Genomic DNA, 17179 nt, shown 5'->3' on the forward strand with positions numbered 1-17179 from the left:
AAGCAAGGCTCACGCAGCGGAGCGGGCCACGAACCAGCGCCGAAGCGCAATCACCGACCAGATCCCCTCGGCAACGACAAAGGGATAGGAGTGGATCAGGACGGCATAGAACGCCGCGAGGGCGCAGCCTCCTGAAAAGATGGCTATGAAAATCGGGTGGCGATGTTCCAGCGCATAGCTGGTCACCATGATGATCACCGCCACGATGCCGATTGTCTCTGTTCCAACCATGGTGCCCTCAGCTTCCAAAACAGACATTGACGCCTGGCAGGATCAGTCATGACCAGTACGCCGTTGCTTCCATCGCAGCCGGACCGCCCTCCCGCGCCGTCCATAGATGCAGAACGTCGCCGTCTTGCGCTGCATGGAGGATAAAATCGCCGTCATCGAACAATGGCGCTTTGCTGCGAAAGGTGAAGCGTGACGGCGACCGGCCGGCATTCAGTTCCGCGGCGAAGTGCAGGAGCAGTGTCGCCTGCAGCGGGCCGTGCACGACGAGGCCCGGATAACCTTCCGTGCCGGTCGCGTAAGCCCGGTCGTAATGAATGCGATGCCCGTTGAACATCAGCGCCGAATAGCGAAAGAGGAGCGGCGCGGTGACGCGGATGCGCCTGCTATGCTCGCCGGATTTCGCGGGCTGCGGCGAGCCAGCTCCGCGCGACGGATCGCTCGGGCCACGATAGACGATGTTCTGGATCTCGGTCAGCACCGGCCTTGCATCGACTGAAATCCTGTGCTCGACCGTTACGAAACACAAGGCGCCGCTGCGGCCCTGCTTGACCGCGATATCGGCCACACGCGAGTGCCGCTCGACCCGGTCGCCGATCCGAAGATCATCGAAGAATTCCAGTTCACCGCCTGCCCACATGCGGCGCGGCAGCGGTACCGGTGGCACGAAATCGCCGCGCGGCGGGTGACCGTCCGGACCGAGTTCGCCGGTCGCGGCAACCGACGGAGCGAGGCACAGATGGACAAGCAGCGGCGCCGGCGCTCCGATCTCCGGTGGTGGCGCACCAATGTCGAGGGTCGCGTTGAAGCGGCGCACCAGTTCCGGTGTCACCACATCCGAGACGGTCTCCTCGCGCCCGATCCATCCGTTCAGATAATCCAGATCCAATTCTTCAGACCTATCGTCAGGCACGTTGCGTCCTCCGGCTTGCTTCCCAAAGACATGGCAGGTTTTTCCCGATCGGAAAAGACCGCGCATGCGGGCTGTTTCGCAGAACAGATTGCTCCTATAAGAAATGCGTACCGCTTGCCGCCGGTGAGCCTGAGGCCCGCATGCTGACGGAGACCGTTTCATGACCGCCATGCTTGATCGTGAACTTGAGGGCATGACCGCCATATCGCTGGAACAGGCCGTCGCCGCGCCCTATTGCGGCCTGCTTCTGGCCGATGCCGGCGCGCGGGTCATCAAGGTCGAGCGTCCGGACGGCGATTTCGCGCGCCTCTACGACCATGGCGCGGACGGCGAGAGCGTCTGGTTTGCCTGGCTCAACCGCGGCAAGGAGTCCATTGCCGTCGACCTCAACAACCCGGACGACGCGGCCTTGCTGCACCGGCTCATCGACAAAGCCGACATCTTCCTTCACAACCTTGCGCCCGGCGCATTGGAGCGGCGCGGCTTCGGCGGCGAGGCCCTGCGGCAAACCAATGCCGGGCTGATCACCTGCCAGATTTCCGGCTATGGCGATCATGGCACCGCCGCGCAGATGAAGGCCTATGACACACTCGTCCAGGCCGAGAGCGGCATCTGTTCCGTCACCGGAACGCCGGAACAGCCGTCACGGGCCGGTGTCTCGATCTGCGACATCGCTACCGGCTTGACAGCCTTCTCGGCAATCCTGCGCGCCCTGATCCAGCGCGGCCGAACGGGAAGCGGCCTCGATCTGTCCGTCTCCCTCTTCGATGTCATGGCGGACTGGATGAACATGCAGATGCTGGTCTACCGCTACCTCGGTCACGCGCCCGCGCGTACCGGCCTCACGCATCCGGTGATTGCGCCCTACGGACCCTACGAAACCTCCGACGGCCAGATCATGATCGCCATTCAGAGCAATCACGAGTGGCAGAATTTCTGCAAAACGGTGCTCGAACGCCCGGAACTCGGCGCAGATCCGAGATTCGTCGACAACACGGCACGCGTTGAAAACCGTCCCGTCATGGACGAGGCGATCAATGCGGTGTTTTCGAAGCGAGGCCGCGACGAACTGATGGCAATCCTTCGCGAGCACAAGATCGCCTGCGCGAGGATCTCCAGCGTCGAGGACCTTTCCAATCACGAATTCCTGCGGCAAACGCAGATCCATTTCGGCAATGCCGAGCTGATGGCCGCCGACCTGCCGGTCCTGACCGCCGGGCCGCGTCGCTCCCATGTCCCCAAACTCAACGAGCACGGAACGGCCATCCGGCGCGAATTCGCCGAAGGCTGACCGTGCGATGGAAACGTCATGAGATACGAAACCGGAAATGAGGACATTCGCGAGGGCGTGCGCCGCCTGTGCACCGATTTTCCGGATGCCTACTGGCGGCAATGCGACCGCGAACAGGCCTATCCGAAGGATTTTGTCGACGCGCTGACGAAGGCGGGCTACCTCGCGGCACTGATACCGCAGGACTATGGCGGCTCCGGCCTGACCATCTCCGCCGGCGCGGCAATTTTGGAAGAGATTCACAGATCTGGCGGCAATGCCGCCGCCTGCCATGCGCAGATGTATACGATGGGCACGGTCCTGCGCCACGGATCGGACGAGCAGAAAAAAGCCTATCTGCCGGCCATTGCCTCCGGCGAACTTCGGCTTCAGGCCTTCGGCGTGACGGAACCGACCAGCGGGACCGATACCGGATCGCTGCGCACCACCGCGCGGCGCGAAGGAGACACCTATTTCGTCAACGGCCAGAAGATCTGGACGTCGCGCGCCGAGCACTCGGACCTCATGGTGCTTCTGTGTCGCACGACACCGCATGAAGAAGTCGCGAAAAAGACCGACGGGCTTTCGGTGCTCCTGGTCGATATGCGCGAGGTCCGGGACAAATCGCTGACCATCCGGCCGATCCGAACCATGATGAACCATTCGACGACGGAGATCTTCTTCGACAACATGCCCGTGCCTGCCGAGAACCTGATCGGCGAGGAAGGCAAGGGTTTCCGTTACATCCTGTCGGGCATGAACGCCGAGCGCATCCTGATCGCCGCAGAATGCATCGGCGATGCCAAATGGTTCATCGAAAAGGCGGCGAGCTACGCAAGCGATCGCGTGGTCTTCGACCGGCCGATCGCCCGGAACCAGGGCATCCAGTTTCCCATCGCAAAGGCCTATGCGCAAATGCGCGCGGCCGAACTGATGCTGCGCGAGGCGATCCGCCTTTATGAAGCCGGCAACAATCCCGGGGAAGAGGCCAACCTTGCCAAGATGCTGGCGGCCGACGCGTCCTGGGCTGCTGCCGAAATGTGCCTGCAGACCCATGGCGGCTTCGGCTTCGCCGAGGAATATGATGTCGAACGCAAATTCAGGGAAATACGGCTCTACCAGGTCGCGCCGATTTCCACGAACCTGATCCTGAGCTACCTTGCGGAACATGTTCTGGGACTGCCCCGCTCCTTTTGAAGGCCGATCACAGGGAAAAACCAATGTCTCGCACGGATGCGCCGCCGAACCGGACAGAACAGATCTCGCCGCGAATTGCCGAATTTGCCGTCGCCCTGCCTGCAGCGGACATTACCGAGAGCGCCCGCCAAATCATGCGCCTTTCCCTGCTCGACTGGGCAACCGTCGCGATCTGCGGCCGCGACGAACCGGTCGCCCGCAAGCTGCGCGGCCTGGTCGCAGGCGAAGGCGGCACCGCCGAAGCGTCGGTGATCGGACTGGACACCCGGCTGCCGGCACGGGCGGCGGCGCTTTCAAACGGCACCACGTCCCACGCGCTCGACTATGACGACACCCATTTTATCCACGTCGGCCACACCAGCGTCGTCGTTGTCTCCGCCGCCCTCGCGGCGGCGCAGAAGACCGGTGCAAATGGCGGCGCGTTCCTCGATGCCGCGCTGATCGGCGCCGAGACCGCCTGCCGCATCGGCGACTGGCTCGGCCGAAAACACTATGATGCCGGCTTCCACCAGACCGCGACCGCCGGCGCCTTCGGTGCCGCGATGGCCTGCGCCCGGCTTCTCGGGCTGGACGCGACGAAGGCACAACACGCCCTCGGGATTGTCTCGACCCGCGCTTCGGGGCTGAAATCCCAGTTCGGGACCATGGGCAAACCATATAATGCGGGGATCGCCGCATCCAATGGCGTCGAGGCGGCCCTGCTCGCAGATGCCGGCTTTGTTTCCCGCCCGGACGGACTTGAACGCCAGCAGGGTTTTGCGGAAACCCATGCCGGCGCGTTTCGCGATCCAAACACCGTTCTGGCCGGCCTCGGAGAACACTTCGTCTTTGAAGCCGTCCAGCACAAGTTCCACGCCTGCTGTCATGGTCTGCACGCCATGCTCGAGGCGCTCACCGAAATGCGTATGCAGGATTCGCCCTCACCGGACAGTATTGCGGAAATCGTCGTGACAACGAATCCGCAGTGGCTTCGCGTGTGCAATCAGGCAGAGCCGCAAACCGGGCTTGAGGCGAAATTCAGCTACCGGCTGACGGCGGCCATGGCGCTGTGCGGAATCGACACCGGCGCGCTGGCCTCCTTCACCGACGCGATCTGCGGCGACGAGCGGCTGGTCCGGCTGCGCGACCGGGTCCGCGTCGAAACCGACGATCGCCTCGCGGAAACGGCAAGCCGTGTTTCCGTCACGCTCGATTCCGGTGCCGTCCTGTCCAGGGAGCACGACCTGAGCGCACCGCTGCCCATGCACGTGCGGGAAGACAAGATCCGCGCCAAGGCAGCAAAATTGCTGGGCGCCGATGAAAGCGCCGAACTCTGGCGGATCGTGTGTTCACTCCATGCCACAAATCTCGATGATTTCACGGGCTTTCTCGGCCGGTACACAATCTGAAAATACGAGAGGCCGCATGCGCCCCCGTGCATGCCCACCATACCGTCCGAACAAAAACCGGACCGGAGGACGGCCCCGCCCTGCCCTTCCGGTTCCGGTATTGGGCCGCCCTTGCGGCACCGGCCCCGTGTCGATCTTTTTCGGACGCCAGCGATTTGGGAGCAATGCCGGGCAGACATAGGACGCCAATATCAGCCGATATGCACCGTCTCGCCTTCCTCTGCCGAGCGGGCAATTGCCTCGAGAACCTCGATATTGTGAACCAGTTCCTCGGACGTGTAGGGATAGACCGCTTCGCCGCGTATGGCGGCGGCGAACGCCTCCAGATTGGCAACAACCGTATCGGTCCATTCATAGCGCTCGACAGCGTGTGGCGAACCGGTGCGCGACAGCACAAGCTCCGCTATGCCGCCCGGCGTGTCGGGATGCGTATCGTTGCGCACCTCGACCCACTGTTCGGAACCGAAGACATGGAATCGGATGAAATGCGGGGTCGCCAGCACGGCACTCAGGCTTGCCGTCATGCCGGCCTCGAAGCCGAGCTGAACGGTGACGACGTCGCCCGTCTCCCAGCCCAGTATCCGGTTCGCTGTCAACGCCTGCACCGTGCGCACACGGCCGAATAGCGAGATGTAGAGATCGGTCAGATGGATGCCCATCGCCGTCATGCCGGCAGCCGGCGACACGGCTTTCGACGTGCGCCAGTCGCCGGCCGGCACATTGATGAGCTTGTCGTGGCTGAAGGCCGCTTCGGCGTGCATCACGGTTCCGAGTTCGCCCTCTTCCACAAGTGCGCGAACCTTCACGAGCGCCGGCTCGAAACGGCGTTCGTGACCGATACCAAGCACGACGCCAGCGGCTTCGCACGCGTCGACCGAGCGGCGCGCGCTCGCGCCGGTCAGGCCGAGCGGCTTTTCGCAAAAGACATGTTTGCCGGCGCCCGCAGCCGCCACCACCTGCGCCTCGTGCATCGTGTTTGGCGTCGTCAGGACGACGGCTGTGATCTGTGGGTCGGCAAGGGCGGCATCGAAATCGGCCGTCGTGCGTACGCCCTGCTCGCCGGCAAGCTTGCGCCGCTCCGCATCGGGATCGATGACCAGCAATGGACGTATGTTTTGATTTTCCGACAGACGCCGGACCATGTGCTGGCCCCACCAGCCATAGCCGGCAATTGCGATATTGACCGTTTCGGATTGACCGTCCGGCATTGCGCCCCCGTTTGTTGCGTGTCGGATGTTCTCCGCCGGCCTCAGGCGGCGGCTTCGGAAAGATGTGAAAACTGGCCGCGATGGAACACCAGCGGCTGTTTTTCATAGGTCGAGATGCCGACCACCTCGCCAAGGTAGATTTCGTGGTCGCCGCCCTCGTGGCGCCGGTAGGTACGGCACTCCAGCTGTGCATGGACACCGTCGATCAGCGGCACATTCTCGATCCCCGGCCGGAAAGCCACGTTGCAGAATTTGTCGTCCGACGGCCGGGCGAACTGCATGCACAGATCGCGCTGATCGCTGGCCAGGATGTTGATGGCGAAACTGTTGTAGTTGCGGAACGCATCGAAACTCGGCGCCGTGCACGCAAGGCTCCACAGGATCAGCGGCGGCGAAAGGGAAACGGAGTTGAACGAGTTGATCGTCAGGCCGACCGGCGCCCCGCCGTCGCCCACCGTTGTGACCACGGCAACGCCGGTGGCGAAGTGGCCGAGCGCGTCGCGCAGCATGTTCCGGTCTATCGGGACCATATTCGGGATCGTATCACTCATATTCACCGCCGATTGTTGTTGCAGATTGCGGATTGGGCACAAAATAGGTGAGCCCGCAAAAGCGAACAAATTATTTTGCTTTATGCCGGTCATCAGCACTTCTGAAGCCCGGCCATCAGCAGCGCTGAACGCGCCAATAAGCCAAAATCATTACGCTTTCCCGCCCGGGAACCATATGCTCAAAAGCGTTCCCTTCAACCGGAAAAACCAGTGGGATTAAGCGATGGATGTCTCGTTTTTCACCATGCCGATCCATCCGGTCGGCAAGCCGATTGCGCAGTCGCTGCGCGAGGACCGCGAGGCATTCCTTCTGGCCGACAGGCTGGGTTTCAAGGAAGGATATATCGGCGAACACACGACGGACCTTGCCGAAAACGTCACATCCTGCGTCGCCTTCGTCGCAAGCCTCGCCTACGCGACCGAGAATATTCGCCTCGGAACCGGAACCGTCAACCTGCCGAACAGCCACCCGGCCGCCGTCGCCGGCCAGATCGCCATGCTCGACCACATGCTGGAAGGCCGCTTCAATTTCGGCATCAGTCCCGGCGGACTTCTGTCCGATGCCGAAGTCTTCGGCAATCTGGAAGCCGACCGCAACGCCATGTTCGTCGAATGCATCAACATGATCCTCGACATCTGGGCCGGTGAAGCGCCCTATAACCTGAAGGGCGACTACTGGCAGATCACCACACAAAAGACCATGATGCCGGAGATCGGCCAGGGCACGGTCATCAAGCCCTTCCAGGATCCGCATCCGCCGATCGTCGGCACTGCGGTCGCCCCGTTCTCCAAAGGCGTAACGGCCATGGCCGCGCGGGGATGGGAGCCGATTTCGGCCAACTTCCTTTTGCCCAAATGGGTCGCCAGCCACTGGCCGAAATATGCCGAAGGATGCGAACTCGGCAACCGCCCGGCCGATCCGGATAACTGGCGCGTCGCCAAGAGCATCTTCGTCGCCGATGACGAGGAGACTGCACGGCGCTATGCAACCGATCCGAACGGACCCTATGTGTCCTATTACCGCTCGATCGTCACCAAGATGCGGCGCGGCGGCCGGCTCAACCTGTTCAAGGAAGACCAGAACATGCATGACGACCAGGTCACGCTGGAAAATGTCTGCGATCAGCTCATCATCTACGGCACGCCCGAAAGTGTTACGGACCAGATCCTCGCCTTCCGCGAGCAGGTCGGCGATTTCGGACACCTGGTCTACGCCGGTCACGACTGGGCCGACCAGGAACTCGGCCGGCGGTCCATGGTGCTCATGGCTGAAAAGGTCATCCCGGCCATCAACGAGGCCACCAAGATGCCAGCGGCCGTGGCACAGTAGATGACATCAGGAAAGATCAAGGTCGGCGCGCACGAACTCCAATGCCGGATCGAAGGCGAAGCCGGCAATCCCTGGCTCATCCTTTCGAATTCGCTGGCCACCGACCATGCGATGTGGCAGCCGCAGATCGACACCCTCACCCGGACCCACCGGGTCTTGCGCTACGACACGCGCGGTCACGGCGAAAGCGCAGCCCCTGCCGGCCCTTATGCGTTCGACGATCTTGTATCCGACGTCATAGGACTGATGGACGCGCTCGAGATCGAAAAAGCGACATTCATGGGCCTCTCGCTGGGCGGCATGACAGCGCTCGGCCTGGCGCTCGATCATCCGGACCGCATCGAACGCATCCTGTGCTGCGACGCGCGCGCAGACGCGCCTGATCTCTACAAGCAGATGTGGCCGGCGATGATCAAAAAAGCCCGTGAGGAAGGTATGGACGCCCTGGTCGCACCGACGCTGGAGCGCTGGTTCAGCACGAATTTCCGCACCAACCCCACCAATCGGCCGGCGCTGGAGGCAACAGGCGACATGATCCGGCGTACCGCCGTGGAGGGTTATGCAGGCTGCGCCTCGGCGCTCATGCGTCTCGACTACCTGCCGCGCCTTTCGCAGATTGCAATCCCTGCGCATTTCATCGTCGGCGAACATGATCCGGCAGCTCCGCCGAACGTTATGCGTGAGATGGCCGCCGCAACACCGGGTGCAGATTTCACGGTGATTCCAGGCGCCGCACACCTGTCGAATGTCGAACGGCCGGATGTTTTCAACGACATCGTCGCAACCTGGCTGGCCCGCTCTTGAACCGCTCTAACCCGCGATCGCGTCCGCTGCCCCGAGCTTGCTGTTGCAGAAGGTGCAGGTCGTGCGGATTTCCTTGACGATCTCGTCTGCGAAGAGTTCCGCCGCCTGGGTCTTCGACTGCGAGGCCGGCTCGATGAAGACATAATCGACAACCAGGGGCGGATTGACGATGGGATGCAGCTTGCGGCGCGGATCGTCGATATCCGGCAGGCAAAGGCAGCCCGGCAGGATCGTCGTCCAGTCGCTGCGCGACACCAGGTCGAGCGTCGCCATCATCGTATCGAGTTCCATGATGGAATCGATCGGCACCTGGTAGGTTTCCAGATAGGTATCGATCTTCTCGCGCCGCGCGTTTCCGGGCCCCGGAAGCGCCAGTTTCAGCGGCTTGTTCTTGGAAAGATCGACGGGTTCGAGATGGGTGCGCTTGGTGTTCGGCGACGTGACGAACACCTCGACATCGGTCGCCAGATGCTCCGCCTTCAATCCCGGCACCATCTTGCCGGAGGGCACCACCGCCATGTCCAGCTGGCCATTGGTGACCGCTTCGCACAAAACCGCGCTGTAGGCCTCGGTGACCTTGATCTCGACATTGGGATAATGCCGGGCGAAACGCTCCAGCACCGGCGCGAGCACAGCGCGGGCAAAGGTCGGCATCATGCCGACCTGCACGCGTCCGCTGACCTGGCCGGAGAGCGTCTGAACATCATTCTCGATGGCGCTGACCTCCCGCAGGATGCGGGTCGCGCGCTCATAGAGACGGTCGCCGGCTGTCGTCGGCGTCACGCCCGTCGAGGAGCGGTCGAAAAGCCGCAGACCCAACCGCTCTTCGAGTTCCTTGATCTGCATGCTCAGCCCCGACTGCGTCGCATTGACCCGGCGGGCCGCGGCCGTGAAAGAACGCTCCTCGTGAATGGCGACGAGAAAGCGCAACTGGCGGAGATTCACATAAATCATGCGATCGTATGGCTATCCCTGATTGTTATCATTATTACTGATATCCCTTACAGCACCTCCGGGACTTGCGCAACGCCGGACTCATTGCGGCAACTGGCCGGAAACCGCATAGGCGGACCAAAGAAGCGCCGGCAACAGCGCGAATGTCAGCAGAGTCGAGACCACAACCGCACCGGCGACCTGCCGCGAATCCTCGCGATAGCGTTCGGCAAAGACGTAGTTGACGATCGCCGTCGGCATCATCGCCAGCAAAAAGACCGTTCCCGCCTCGACACCGCTCAGCGACAGGGCCGCAATCACGATGAGGCTGGCCGGCAGGCCGATACACAGGCGGGCTATGGCAATCGTAATTGCCGGTTTGAGATCGGACACCGAGAGCCGGGCGAGCGACGTACCGAGCAGGATCAGCATCGCCGGGATCATCATGCCGCCAAGAAGTTCGGTGGTCGATGCGATGATGACGGGCACCTCGATGCCGGTAACGGCCACGACGCCGACAAGCAGGATGGAATAGATCAGCGGCTGATTTGCCAGATCCCTGAACCGGTACTGGCCCGACGAAATCGCCGCGCCCACCGTATATTGCAGCAGGGCGATGACGAAGAAGTAGGAAATCCCCAGCGCCAGACCGGTTTCGCCAAACGCAAGCAGCACCAGGGGCAATCCGATATTGCCCGAATTCGGCATCATAAGGCTGGGCAGGAATGTCCGGTAGGACATGCCGGCGAGCTTCAGAACGGCGAGCCCGAGCAGCGCCGCGATCGAGACGCACAACACGGCGGACAGCGCCATCTTCGCGACTGTCTCTCCGCTGATGTCGAGCGAGGTCAGCGTCGAAAATATCAGGCAGGGCGTTGCGACAAGCAGAACCAGCGAACTGATCGTGGCGCTGTCGAGCTGCAGCTTGGAGCGGCCGAGCACATAGCCCACGAACGTCATGACGAATATCGGACCAACCACGTTCAATATCTGACCGTACATCGCAAAACCTTGGGTGTGGATCGGCCGGATGGCGTTTCATCATGCCAATGGAATCATACCTTTAGATACAGGACCTATACGCAACCGGCCTCTGGAATAACCCGAAAGCACCTCGAGCCGGCATCCGGAGCTGGGGCGCAATCAGAAGAATCTAGCCTGAAGGTTTGCTGTTCACAACGGGGTCCGGCAATCAGGATTCCTGATACTGGCCATCGCGAACGGTGATCGTCGAACGGGTGGAGACCGCCAAGTTGGGCGCTTGCGATTCGTCCGACTGAAGATCCCGCACGGAGATTGCGTAAACGCCTACAAACGAACGAGCGTTGCGTTCTCGCCCTCGGTCAAGCGGTCGATCGCGCGCATGAAATCCTCGTAAGCCCGCGGTTCGAGCTTGCCGGAAAAATGCGTATTGAGTTCCTTGACCAGCCGGTGGCAGGCCCGCATCTTGCCCCGCCCCTTGTCGGTCAGGTGCACCTCCGTCACGCGCCCGTCGGTATCGATCCCGTTGCGCACAAGCAGCCCCTGCTCTTCCATCGTCTTCAGCAGCCGCGATATCGCCGGCCGCGCAATACCGATATAGCTGGCCAGCGCTGACGGCGTGGTGACATTCTCCATGCCGACCCCGCGCAACACGCACCACATGAGCCGTGTAATACCGTGCTCGCCGATCCGTTTTTCAAGACGAACCTCCATCAGCCGGGCCAGCCGTGTGACCTTGTAGCCAATGCGGTTATGCAGCGTGAAGTCTTTCATGACGGCCCCTTTGGCAGGCTTAACTCTCCAGTTGACAGTGAATCGGCCACAGTCCACAATTTTGCGCAATAGATAACATCGATAATTATCAATATTAACCAGATTGCCGATTGAGTTCTGGGAGGGACGACATGAAATCCATACACCGTGTGAAATGCGCCGTGTTCGCGGTCGCCGTGGTTGCGGCTTCAGCAATACTGCACACCCCGGGAACCGCTTCCGCCAAGGAGCTGAAGGCCGCGCACTTCATGCCGCCGATGCACCCGATGGATCGCGGCGTGATGACACCGCTTGCCGAGGAACTCAACGCAGCGACCGGCGGCAAACTGACCATTCGCATCTATCCGGCCGGAGAACTCGGCAAGGGTCCTGTCCAGCAATACAAGCGCGTTGTGACCGGCGTCGCGGACATCGCCTTCGGCATCCCCGCTTACACGCCCACCCAGTTCGGCAAGACGGTGCTGGTCCACATGCCCGGCCTGTTTGCCAGTGGCGAGGAGGCAACCAACGCGCTATGGGACAATCTGACGGCCATCGAGGACGAATATGCCGAGACCAAGCTGCTTGGTCTTTGGGCCAACAACCCGTCGGTGCTGATCACCGCCGAGAAGCCGGTCCGCACACTGGCCGACATCGAAGGCCTCAAGGTCCGCACACCCAATCCGGTCATGGCGGAAGTGGTCAAGGCCTGGGGCGGCATACCCGTGTCGATGCCGACGCCGGACATCTACAACGCCATGAATACCGGCGTGATCGACGCCGTGATGATCGGGCCGTCCGGCATCCGCTCCTACAAGCTCAACGAGATCGGCAAACACGCCACCGTCAACATCCCCTCGGCGGTCGACAGTTTCTACCTGCTGATGAACCGCAATAGCTGGGACGCGCTCAGCGATGAACACAAGGCCAAGCTCGACGAGCTGGCCGGCCGCGGCCTCAGCCTGCGCGGCGCCAAGGCGTTCTACGATGCCGGCCAGGCCGGGATCCAGCTTGCCCGCGACAGCGGCGTGGAAATCATCGAAATAGACGAAGCAGCGGATGCCGAGTTCCGGGCCGCGATGGCCGAGGCCCTTGAGGCGCTGGTCGACAAGACCTCGAAGGAAACCGGCGCCGATGCCCGCGCGATCATTTCAGGATTTTCAGGGCAATAGGCATGTCCGATGAGGATAGCGAGAGCGCCGGCCGACCGGTATCGGCAGACGGCTGGCGGCGCTGGATCGAAGCGCCGCTGACCGCTTGCGGCGCTCTTGCCGTCTTTGCCATGATGTTCCTGTCCGTCGGCGACGCGCTGCTGCGCTCACTGTTCGATGCGCCGATCTTCGGCGCCAACGACTATACCCAGATCATCCTGTCGATCGCCGTGTCGATAAGCCTGCCGCTATGCGTGCTGGCCGGCCGGGTGATCGCCATCGACACGCTGGTGGCGCTCCTTTCGGCCGGCTTACGGCGACCGATCGATATAGCGGTTTCGCTCGCCGGAGCGGTGATGATGGCCTATCTCGCCTGGCGGGCCCTGCTCAACGCCCGTGAAGCAGCCCGCTTTGCCGAAACGACCCTGCTGCTGCAATTGCCGCTCGATATCTCCTATTATGCCCTTGCCGCCGGCAGTGCCTTGTCCGCGCTGTTGCTGCTGACCGAAAGCAGGACCCATGAGTCCTGAACTGCTTGGCGTCGCCGGCTTTGCCGTGCTGTTTGCGCTGATGGCGCTCGGCACGCCCGTCGCCATCGCCCTGCTGATCGTCGGTTTCTGCGGCACGATCCTACTGTCGGGCTTCCAGGCGGCCGCCTATACGCTGAGCGGCCAGGCCTTCGCCACCATCACGATCTATGAGCTTTCGATCATTCCGCTCTTCATCCTGATGGGCAATCTTGCGTCCGCCGCCGGGCTCAGCCGCGACCTGTTTGACGCCGCCTACCGGCTGATCGGCCATTTGCGCGGCGGGCTTGCGGCCGCAACCATTCTGGGCTGCGCCGGATTTTCCGCGCTGTCCGGCTCGTCCATCGCATCAGCCGTGACCATGGGAAAGGTCGCCTATCCTGAAATGCGCCGCTACGGCTATGGTCCGCGGCTCGCGACCGGTTCGATCGCCGCCGGCGGCACGCTCGGCATTCTCATTCCGCCGTCCACGGGCTTCGTCATCTATGCGGTGCTGACCGAAGAATCGATCGGACGCCTGTTCATGGCGGGCGTTCTGCCGGGCCTGATGCTGACAGGCCTTTTCCTTGTGGCAATCGCCGCGATCACATTCTTCACGCCCGAGGAAGGCCCGAGAGGTCCGACCTTCGACCTGCGGGAAAAGCTGTCGAGCCTTGTGCGCTCTACCGGCATCGTCACCATCATCGTGATTACGATCGGCGGCATCTATACGGGCTTCTTCACCCCGGTCGAGGCGGCCGGGGTCGGCGCCTGTTTCGCCCTCCTGATGCTGATCATCCGGGGCAAATGCACGCCGCACACATTGTGGGTCGCCAGTGCCGACACGTTGCGGACAACAGGCATGGCGTTCTTCATCCTGATCGGCGCCAACGTCTTCGCGCCCTTCGTAGCCCTGTCGCATCTTCCGGAGACCATCGCGAACGGCATGTCGGGGCTGGCGCTTGGCGCCTACGGAACGCTTGCCGTCATCCTGCTCGGCTATGTGGTGCTGGGCATGTTTATCGAGGGTCTGTCCCTGCTTGTCATTACCCTGCCGATCGTCTTCCCGCTGATTGTCTCCCTGGGCTTCGACCCGATCTGGCTCGGCGTGGTCATGGTTATCGTACTTGAGATGGGCCTTATTTCACCGCCCATCGGCGTCAATGTCTTCGTCGTCAAGAGCATCGTTCCGGACGTGAAGATGGAAACGATTTTTGCCGGCATCATGCCCTTCTGGCTGGCCATGGCCGTCGCCCTGTTGTTCCTGGTGCTGGTGCCGGATATCGCCCTGTTGTTGCCCAACGCGATGTTTGACTGACCCGTAGTCTCGCAACATGCGGCAATCCGCAATTCGCATCCCGCGGCGCTTCAGCAATCAGCTTTCTTGATATGCGCCATAGTGACATATGATCACCGGAGCGACTTTTCTCGTCGAAATCTGCGGCATGAGCCCGTATCCTCGAATCTGGGTTCGTAAGTGGATGGCGACGCGCCCTATACGCCCCGCGAATGAACAGACAACAAGAATTCTGCCGTACCAACGGCGGAGCGAGCGAAGGCGCCTGCCTGGGAGGGATCGGAATGTCGCATGTCGAGCCGTTGAGCATCGAGGAAACGGACGCGGCAAAGGCCGACATCGAACAACTCGCCTCCGCGACCGGTTTCGTCGCCAATTCGATGCTGCTGCTTGCAAGACGTCCGGAAATCGCCCGCGCCGTGCTCGGCCTTATTCGCGCCGTCGTCCGCAATCCGGACGGCACGGTGGATCCGGCGCTGCGCTGGATGGTTGCCCATGTCACAAGCCGCGCCAACGGCTGCACCTACTGTTCGGCGCATACATTCAAGAACGGCGCAGACAACGGCGTTCCGGACGAGAAGCTGGCGGCGATCTGGGAGTTCGAGACGAGTCCGGTCTTTACCGATGCCGAGCGCGCCGCATTGCGCATCGCCGTGACGGGCGGACAATGCCCGTCCTACGCGACGCCGGAGGACATGGCCGAACTGCGCCGGCATTTTTCGGAAGAACAGATCATCGAGATCGGCTCGGTCATCGCGCTCTTCGGCTTCAACAATCGCTGGAACGCACTGATGGCAACCGATCTGGAGCCGGAGGTCACGGACTTTCTGGCCGGAAAATCACTTTCAGGGGAGCAGAACAACTAGCCATTCCGGATGCAGATCCGGCTTTTTGAGTGGAGGAGAAAATGGCAAAAACCAAAGGGAACGCAATCGCCGCGATCGATCGCAGGACGTTTCTAGCCGGATCGGCGGCAACCATGGCGGCTCTGTCGATCACGATCCCGGCCGGCAAGGCGCGGGCAGCCGGTTATCCGGAGCGCGCCATAACGCTCGTCGTCATGTATGGCGCCGGCGGCGGCACGGACACGATCATGCGCAAGCTTGCCGAGGAAATGGCGAATTCGCGCGGCTGGAAGATCAACGTCATCAACAAGCCGGGCGCCGTCGGCGGCGTCGCGACGCAATATGTCCACGGCCAGGCCTCGGACGGCTACACGGTTCTTGGCGGCGCCAACTACAACAAATTCGTGCGCGTCATGGGCCATGTCGATTTCGTGCCCTGGGACGAATGGGTGTTCTTCCAGGCGGCGACCGCCAATGCCAGCTGGTCGGTGCCCGTCGACTCGCCCTTCAAGACCTTCGATGATGTTGTCGCCGCGGCCAAGGCCGACCCGGGCAAGATCACCATCTCGACATCCGGCACCGGCGGCCTGTGGCACGAGCTTGCCCTCATCGTCGGCTCCTTCGCCGATATCAGCCTGAAATACGTGCCCTACAAGGGCGGCAAGGCGGCGACGCTCGCCGGCCTGCAGGGTGAGGTCGATATTGCCGGCGGCGGCGTCCATGAGCATGTCGATCTGGTCCGCGCCGGAAAGCTGCGCTGCCTGCAGCAGACCTCGACCGCCGACATAGACCTCGGCGACGGCAAGGTCATGCCGACGATCGGCGGACCTTTGCCCGCAATCAAACCCTTCCTGCCGATCGGCGGCACCTATAACTTCATCATGAAGCGGGACACGCCGACGGAGGTGCTGGAGGAAGTCAGCAAGGCCTTTGTCGAGGCCGCGAATTCCGACGGCTTCCAGGACATGGTCAAGAGCAAGTTCTTCCAGACCGACATCCGCACCGGCGAAGAGGCGGACAAGCGCGCCGCGCTGCTTGAGGTGGTTACCGTGGACACGTTCAACAAGTTCTCGGACCAGATCGGTGCTGACGTGGTGACTGCCGAGGATCTCGGCCTGCCCAAGCCGGCCGATTTCGAGGCCTGGTGGCCGCCGGCGGGATACAAGCCGCGTATCTGATTGCCAGGACGGGCAAATGCCCGTCGAATGAACCGACAAGGCGGAACCGGAATCGTAGCTCCGGTTCCGCCACCATTCGACATCTGGAAAGAGCGGCATGAGCGAACAGCACAAATTCGCCGGCGAAGACGAGCACGCCGGCTTTGCGACACCCGTACAGGACTTGATCGCGGCGGCGTTCCTGATTGCGCTGTCGCTGTGGATCATGGTCGAAAGCGTACGCCTGACCAACCCCGGATCGCTTTCGACGACGCCAGGCCTGCTGCCGTTCCTGACGGCCGGCAGCCTGTGCGTCATGGCGCTGATCCTCGGCACCATGGCGCTCCGCCGCCGGGCCGCTGGCGCGACCGCCGCCGAAGACGATGAAAAGCCCGAACATGTGCGCACCGCGATGCTTGCGGCCTTTATCGGCGCCTATCTCCTGGCGCTGCAATATCTGAACTTCGAATATTCGGCGACGATCGCCGGCATGGAGCTCGGCTATGGCGGCTTCGAGGTCATCACCATCGTCTTCCTCACGGTCATCCTGGCGATCTTCTGGACCGGGGTCCTGTGGAAATGCCTCCTCGTCTCGGCGGTTTGGATCACGCTGCTTGCCGCAGCGTTCCGCTACGTGTTCGCCATTCCGTTACCGGGCTCGCTCTGA

18 protein-coding genes are annotated in these 17179 nt (G+C 62.1%); 11 read left to right on the forward strand and 7 right to left on the reverse strand.

What is annotated here, in order from left to right; translation table 11 throughout:
• Nucleotides 1-9: 9 nt before the first annotated feature.
• Nucleotides 10-231 (reverse strand): hypothetical protein, encoded by a 222-nt coding sequence (locus OOZ53_RS03685; RefSeq protein ID WP_271087965.1) that lies wholly within the window; start codon nucleotides 229-231, stop codon nucleotides 10-12.
• Nucleotides 232-277: 46 nt separating this feature from the next.
• The gene (locus tag OOZ53_RS03690; RefSeq protein ID WP_271087966.1) at nucleotides 278-1141 is read right to left on the reverse strand and encodes an HTD2 family dehydratase; all 864 of its coding nucleotides are present in this window, start codon (nucleotides 1139-1141) and stop codon (nucleotides 278-280) included.
• Between the two features lie 160 nt (nucleotides 1142-1301).
• Between OOZ53_RS03690 and OOZ53_RS03695 the strand changes: the two genes are divergently transcribed.
• The 3 genes from OOZ53_RS03695 to OOZ53_RS03705 are packed head-to-tail and all read left to right on the forward strand — an operon-like array spanning nucleotide 1302 to nucleotide 4996.
• Nucleotides 1302-2432, forward strand: coding sequence for a CaiB/BaiF CoA transferase family protein (locus OOZ53_RS03695; protein WP_271087967.1), 1131 nt, complete (start codon nucleotides 1302-1304; stop codon nucleotides 2430-2432).
• 18 nt (nucleotides 2433-2450) lie between these two features.
• Nucleotides 2451-3608, forward strand: coding sequence for an acyl-CoA dehydrogenase family protein (locus tag OOZ53_RS03700; protein ID WP_271087968.1), 1158 nt, complete (start codon nucleotides 2451-2453; stop codon nucleotides 3606-3608).
• A gap of 23 nt (nucleotides 3609-3631) precedes the next feature.
• The gene (locus OOZ53_RS03705) at nucleotides 3632-4996 is read left to right on the forward strand and encodes an MmgE/PrpD family protein (protein ID WP_271087969.1); all 1365 of its coding nucleotides are present in this window, start codon (nucleotides 3632-3634) and stop codon (nucleotides 4994-4996) included.
• 191 nt (nucleotides 4997-5187) lie between these two features.
• On the opposite strand, the gene OOZ53_RS03710 is transcribed toward OOZ53_RS03705, so the two are convergent.
• Nucleotides 5188-6204 carry a Gfo/Idh/MocA family protein gene (locus tag OOZ53_RS03710; RefSeq protein ID WP_271087970.1) on the reverse strand — a complete coding sequence of 339 codons (1017 nt, stop codon included), beginning with the start codon at nucleotides 6202-6204 and terminating at the stop codon, nucleotides 5188-5190.
• Between the two features lie 41 nt (nucleotides 6205-6245).
• The gene (locus OOZ53_RS03715) at nucleotides 6246-6755 is read right to left on the reverse strand and encodes a flavin reductase family protein (RefSeq protein ID WP_271087971.1); all 510 of its coding nucleotides are present in this window, start codon (nucleotides 6753-6755) and stop codon (nucleotides 6246-6248) included.
• A 223-nt stretch (nucleotides 6756-6978) separates the two neighbouring features.
• On the opposite strand from OOZ53_RS03715, the gene OOZ53_RS03720 reads away from it, so the two are divergent.
• Both OOZ53_RS03720 and pcaD read left to right on the forward strand, forming a co-directional pair.
• Nucleotides 6979-8085 (forward strand): LLM class flavin-dependent oxidoreductase, encoded by a 1107-nt coding sequence (locus OOZ53_RS03720; protein WP_271087972.1) that lies wholly within the window; start codon nucleotides 6979-6981, stop codon nucleotides 8083-8085.
• Nucleotides 8086-8889 carry a 3-oxoadipate enol-lactonase gene (gene pcaD, locus OOZ53_RS03725; protein ID WP_271087973.1) on the forward strand — a complete coding sequence of 268 codons (804 nt, stop codon included), beginning with the start codon at nucleotides 8086-8088 and terminating at the stop codon, nucleotides 8887-8889.
• 6 nt (nucleotides 8890-8895) lie between these two features.
• Here pcaD and OOZ53_RS03730 read toward each other — a convergent pair whose 3' ends face one another.
• From OOZ53_RS03730 to OOZ53_RS03740, 3 genes are all read right to left on the reverse strand, one after another.
• A complete protein-coding gene (locus tag OOZ53_RS03730) occupies nucleotides 8896-9843 on the reverse strand; it encodes a LysR family transcriptional regulator (protein ID WP_271087974.1) in 948 nt (315 codons plus the stop codon).
• 81 nt (nucleotides 9844-9924) lie between these two features.
• Nucleotides 9925-10824, reverse strand: coding sequence for an AEC family transporter (locus OOZ53_RS03735; RefSeq protein ID WP_271087975.1), 900 nt, complete (start codon nucleotides 10822-10824; stop codon nucleotides 9925-9927).
• A 306-nt stretch (nucleotides 10825-11130) separates the two neighbouring features.
• Nucleotides 11131-11577, reverse strand: a complete 447-nt coding sequence (locus tag OOZ53_RS03740) for a MarR family winged helix-turn-helix transcriptional regulator (protein ID WP_271087976.1) — start codon at nucleotides 11575-11577, stop codon at nucleotides 11131-11133.
• A 131-nt stretch (nucleotides 11578-11708) separates the two neighbouring features.
• On the opposite strand from OOZ53_RS03740, the gene OOZ53_RS03745 reads away from it, so the two are divergent.
• The 6 genes from OOZ53_RS03745 (at nucleotide 11709) to OOZ53_RS03770 (ending at nucleotide 17179) form a co-directional block, all read left to right on the forward strand.
• Entirely contained in the window at nucleotides 11709-12728 is a 1020-nt protein-coding gene (locus OOZ53_RS03745) for a TRAP transporter substrate-binding protein (RefSeq protein WP_271087977.1), read from the forward strand.
• Nucleotides 12729-12730: 2 nt separating this feature from the next.
• Nucleotides 12731-13237 (forward strand): TRAP transporter small permease, encoded by a 507-nt coding sequence (locus tag OOZ53_RS03750; RefSeq protein ID WP_271087978.1) that lies wholly within the window; start codon nucleotides 12731-12733, stop codon nucleotides 13235-13237.
• A complete protein-coding gene (locus OOZ53_RS03755; protein WP_271087979.1) occupies nucleotides 13227-14531 on the forward strand; it encodes a TRAP transporter large permease in 1305 nt (434 codons plus the stop codon). The genes OOZ53_RS03750 and OOZ53_RS03755 overlap by 11 nt, the downstream gene beginning before the upstream one ends.
• A gap of 263 nt (nucleotides 14532-14794) precedes the next feature.
• Nucleotides 14795-15376 carry a carboxymuconolactone decarboxylase family protein gene (locus OOZ53_RS03760; protein WP_271087980.1) on the forward strand — a complete coding sequence of 194 codons (582 nt, stop codon included), beginning with the start codon at nucleotides 14795-14797 and terminating at the stop codon, nucleotides 15374-15376.
• Between the two features lie 41 nt (nucleotides 15377-15417).
• The gene (locus tag OOZ53_RS03765; RefSeq protein ID WP_271087981.1) at nucleotides 15418-16533 is read left to right on the forward strand and encodes a Bug family tripartite tricarboxylate transporter substrate binding protein; all 1116 of its coding nucleotides are present in this window, start codon (nucleotides 15418-15420) and stop codon (nucleotides 16531-16533) included.
• A 97-nt stretch (nucleotides 16534-16630) separates the two neighbouring features.
• The gene (locus OOZ53_RS03770; RefSeq protein WP_271087982.1) at nucleotides 16631-17179 is read left to right on the forward strand and encodes a tripartite tricarboxylate transporter TctB family protein; all 549 of its coding nucleotides are present in this window, start codon (nucleotides 16631-16633) and stop codon (nucleotides 17177-17179) included.

It is taken from the genome of Allohoeflea poritis (genome assembly GCF_027889715.1).
GTDB classification, from domain to species: domain Bacteria; phylum Pseudomonadota; class Alphaproteobacteria; order Rhizobiales; family Rhizobiaceae; genus Hoeflea_A; species Hoeflea_A poritis.

What these genes read in the sequence shown, in the direction of transcription:
- OOZ53_RS03695 (WP_271087967.1), top strand. Translation starts at nt 1,302, where the DNA reads ATGACCGCCATGCTTGATCGTGAACTTGAGGGCATGACCGCCATATCG.
- OOZ53_RS03755 (WP_271087979.1), top strand. Translation starts at nt 13,227, where the DNA reads ATGAGTCCTGAACTGCTTGGCGTCGCCGGCTTTGCCGTGCTGTTTGCG.
- OOZ53_RS03750 (WP_271087978.1), top strand. Translation starts at nt 12,731, where the DNA reads ATGTCCGATGAGGATAGCGAGAGCGCCGGCCGACCGGTATCGGCAGAC.
- pcaD (WP_271087973.1), top strand. Translation starts at nt 8,086, where the DNA reads ATGACATCAGGAAAGATCAAGGTCGGCGCGCACGAACTCCAATGCCGG.
- OOZ53_RS03735 (WP_271087975.1), bottom strand. Translation starts at nt 10,824, where the DNA reads ATGTACGGTCAGATATTGAACGTGGTTGGTCCGATATTCGTCATGACG.
- OOZ53_RS03715 (WP_271087971.1), bottom strand. Translation starts at nt 6,755, where the DNA reads ATGAGTGATACGATCCCGAATATGGTCCCGATAGACCGGAACATGCTG.
- OOZ53_RS03745 (WP_271087977.1), top strand. Translation starts at nt 11,709, where the DNA reads ATGAAATCCATACACCGTGTGAAATGCGCCGTGTTCGCGGTCGCCGTG.
- OOZ53_RS03700 (WP_271087968.1), top strand. Translation starts at nt 2,451, where the DNA reads ATGAGATACGAAACCGGAAATGAGGACATTCGCGAGGGCGTGCGCCGC.
- OOZ53_RS03760 (WP_271087980.1), top strand. Translation starts at nt 14,795, where the DNA reads ATGTCGCATGTCGAGCCGTTGAGCATCGAGGAAACGGACGCGGCAAAG.
- OOZ53_RS03720 (WP_271087972.1), top strand. Translation starts at nt 6,979, where the DNA reads ATGGATGTCTCGTTTTTCACCATGCCGATCCATCCGGTCGGCAAGCCG.
- OOZ53_RS03740 (WP_271087976.1), bottom strand. Translation starts at nt 11,577, where the DNA reads ATGAAAGACTTCACGCTGCATAACCGCATTGGCTACAAGGTCACACGG.
- OOZ53_RS03685 (WP_271087965.1), bottom strand. Translation starts at nt 231, where the DNA reads ATGGTTGGAACAGAGACAATCGGCATCGTGGCGGTGATCATCATGGTG.
- OOZ53_RS03765 (WP_271087981.1), top strand. Translation starts at nt 15,418, where the DNA reads ATGGCAAAAACCAAAGGGAACGCAATCGCCGCGATCGATCGCAGGACG.
- OOZ53_RS03770 (WP_271087982.1), top strand. Translation starts at nt 16,631, where the DNA reads ATGAGCGAACAGCACAAATTCGCCGGCGAAGACGAGCACGCCGGCTTT.
- OOZ53_RS03710 (WP_271087970.1), bottom strand. Translation starts at nt 6,204, where the DNA reads ATGCCGGACGGTCAATCCGAAACGGTCAATATCGCAATTGCCGGCTAT.
- OOZ53_RS03730 (WP_271087974.1), bottom strand. Translation starts at nt 9,843, where the DNA reads ATGATTTATGTGAATCTCCGCCAGTTGCGCTTTCTCGTCGCCATTCAC.
- OOZ53_RS03705 (WP_271087969.1), top strand. Translation starts at nt 3,632, where the DNA reads ATGTCTCGCACGGATGCGCCGCCGAACCGGACAGAACAGATCTCGCCG.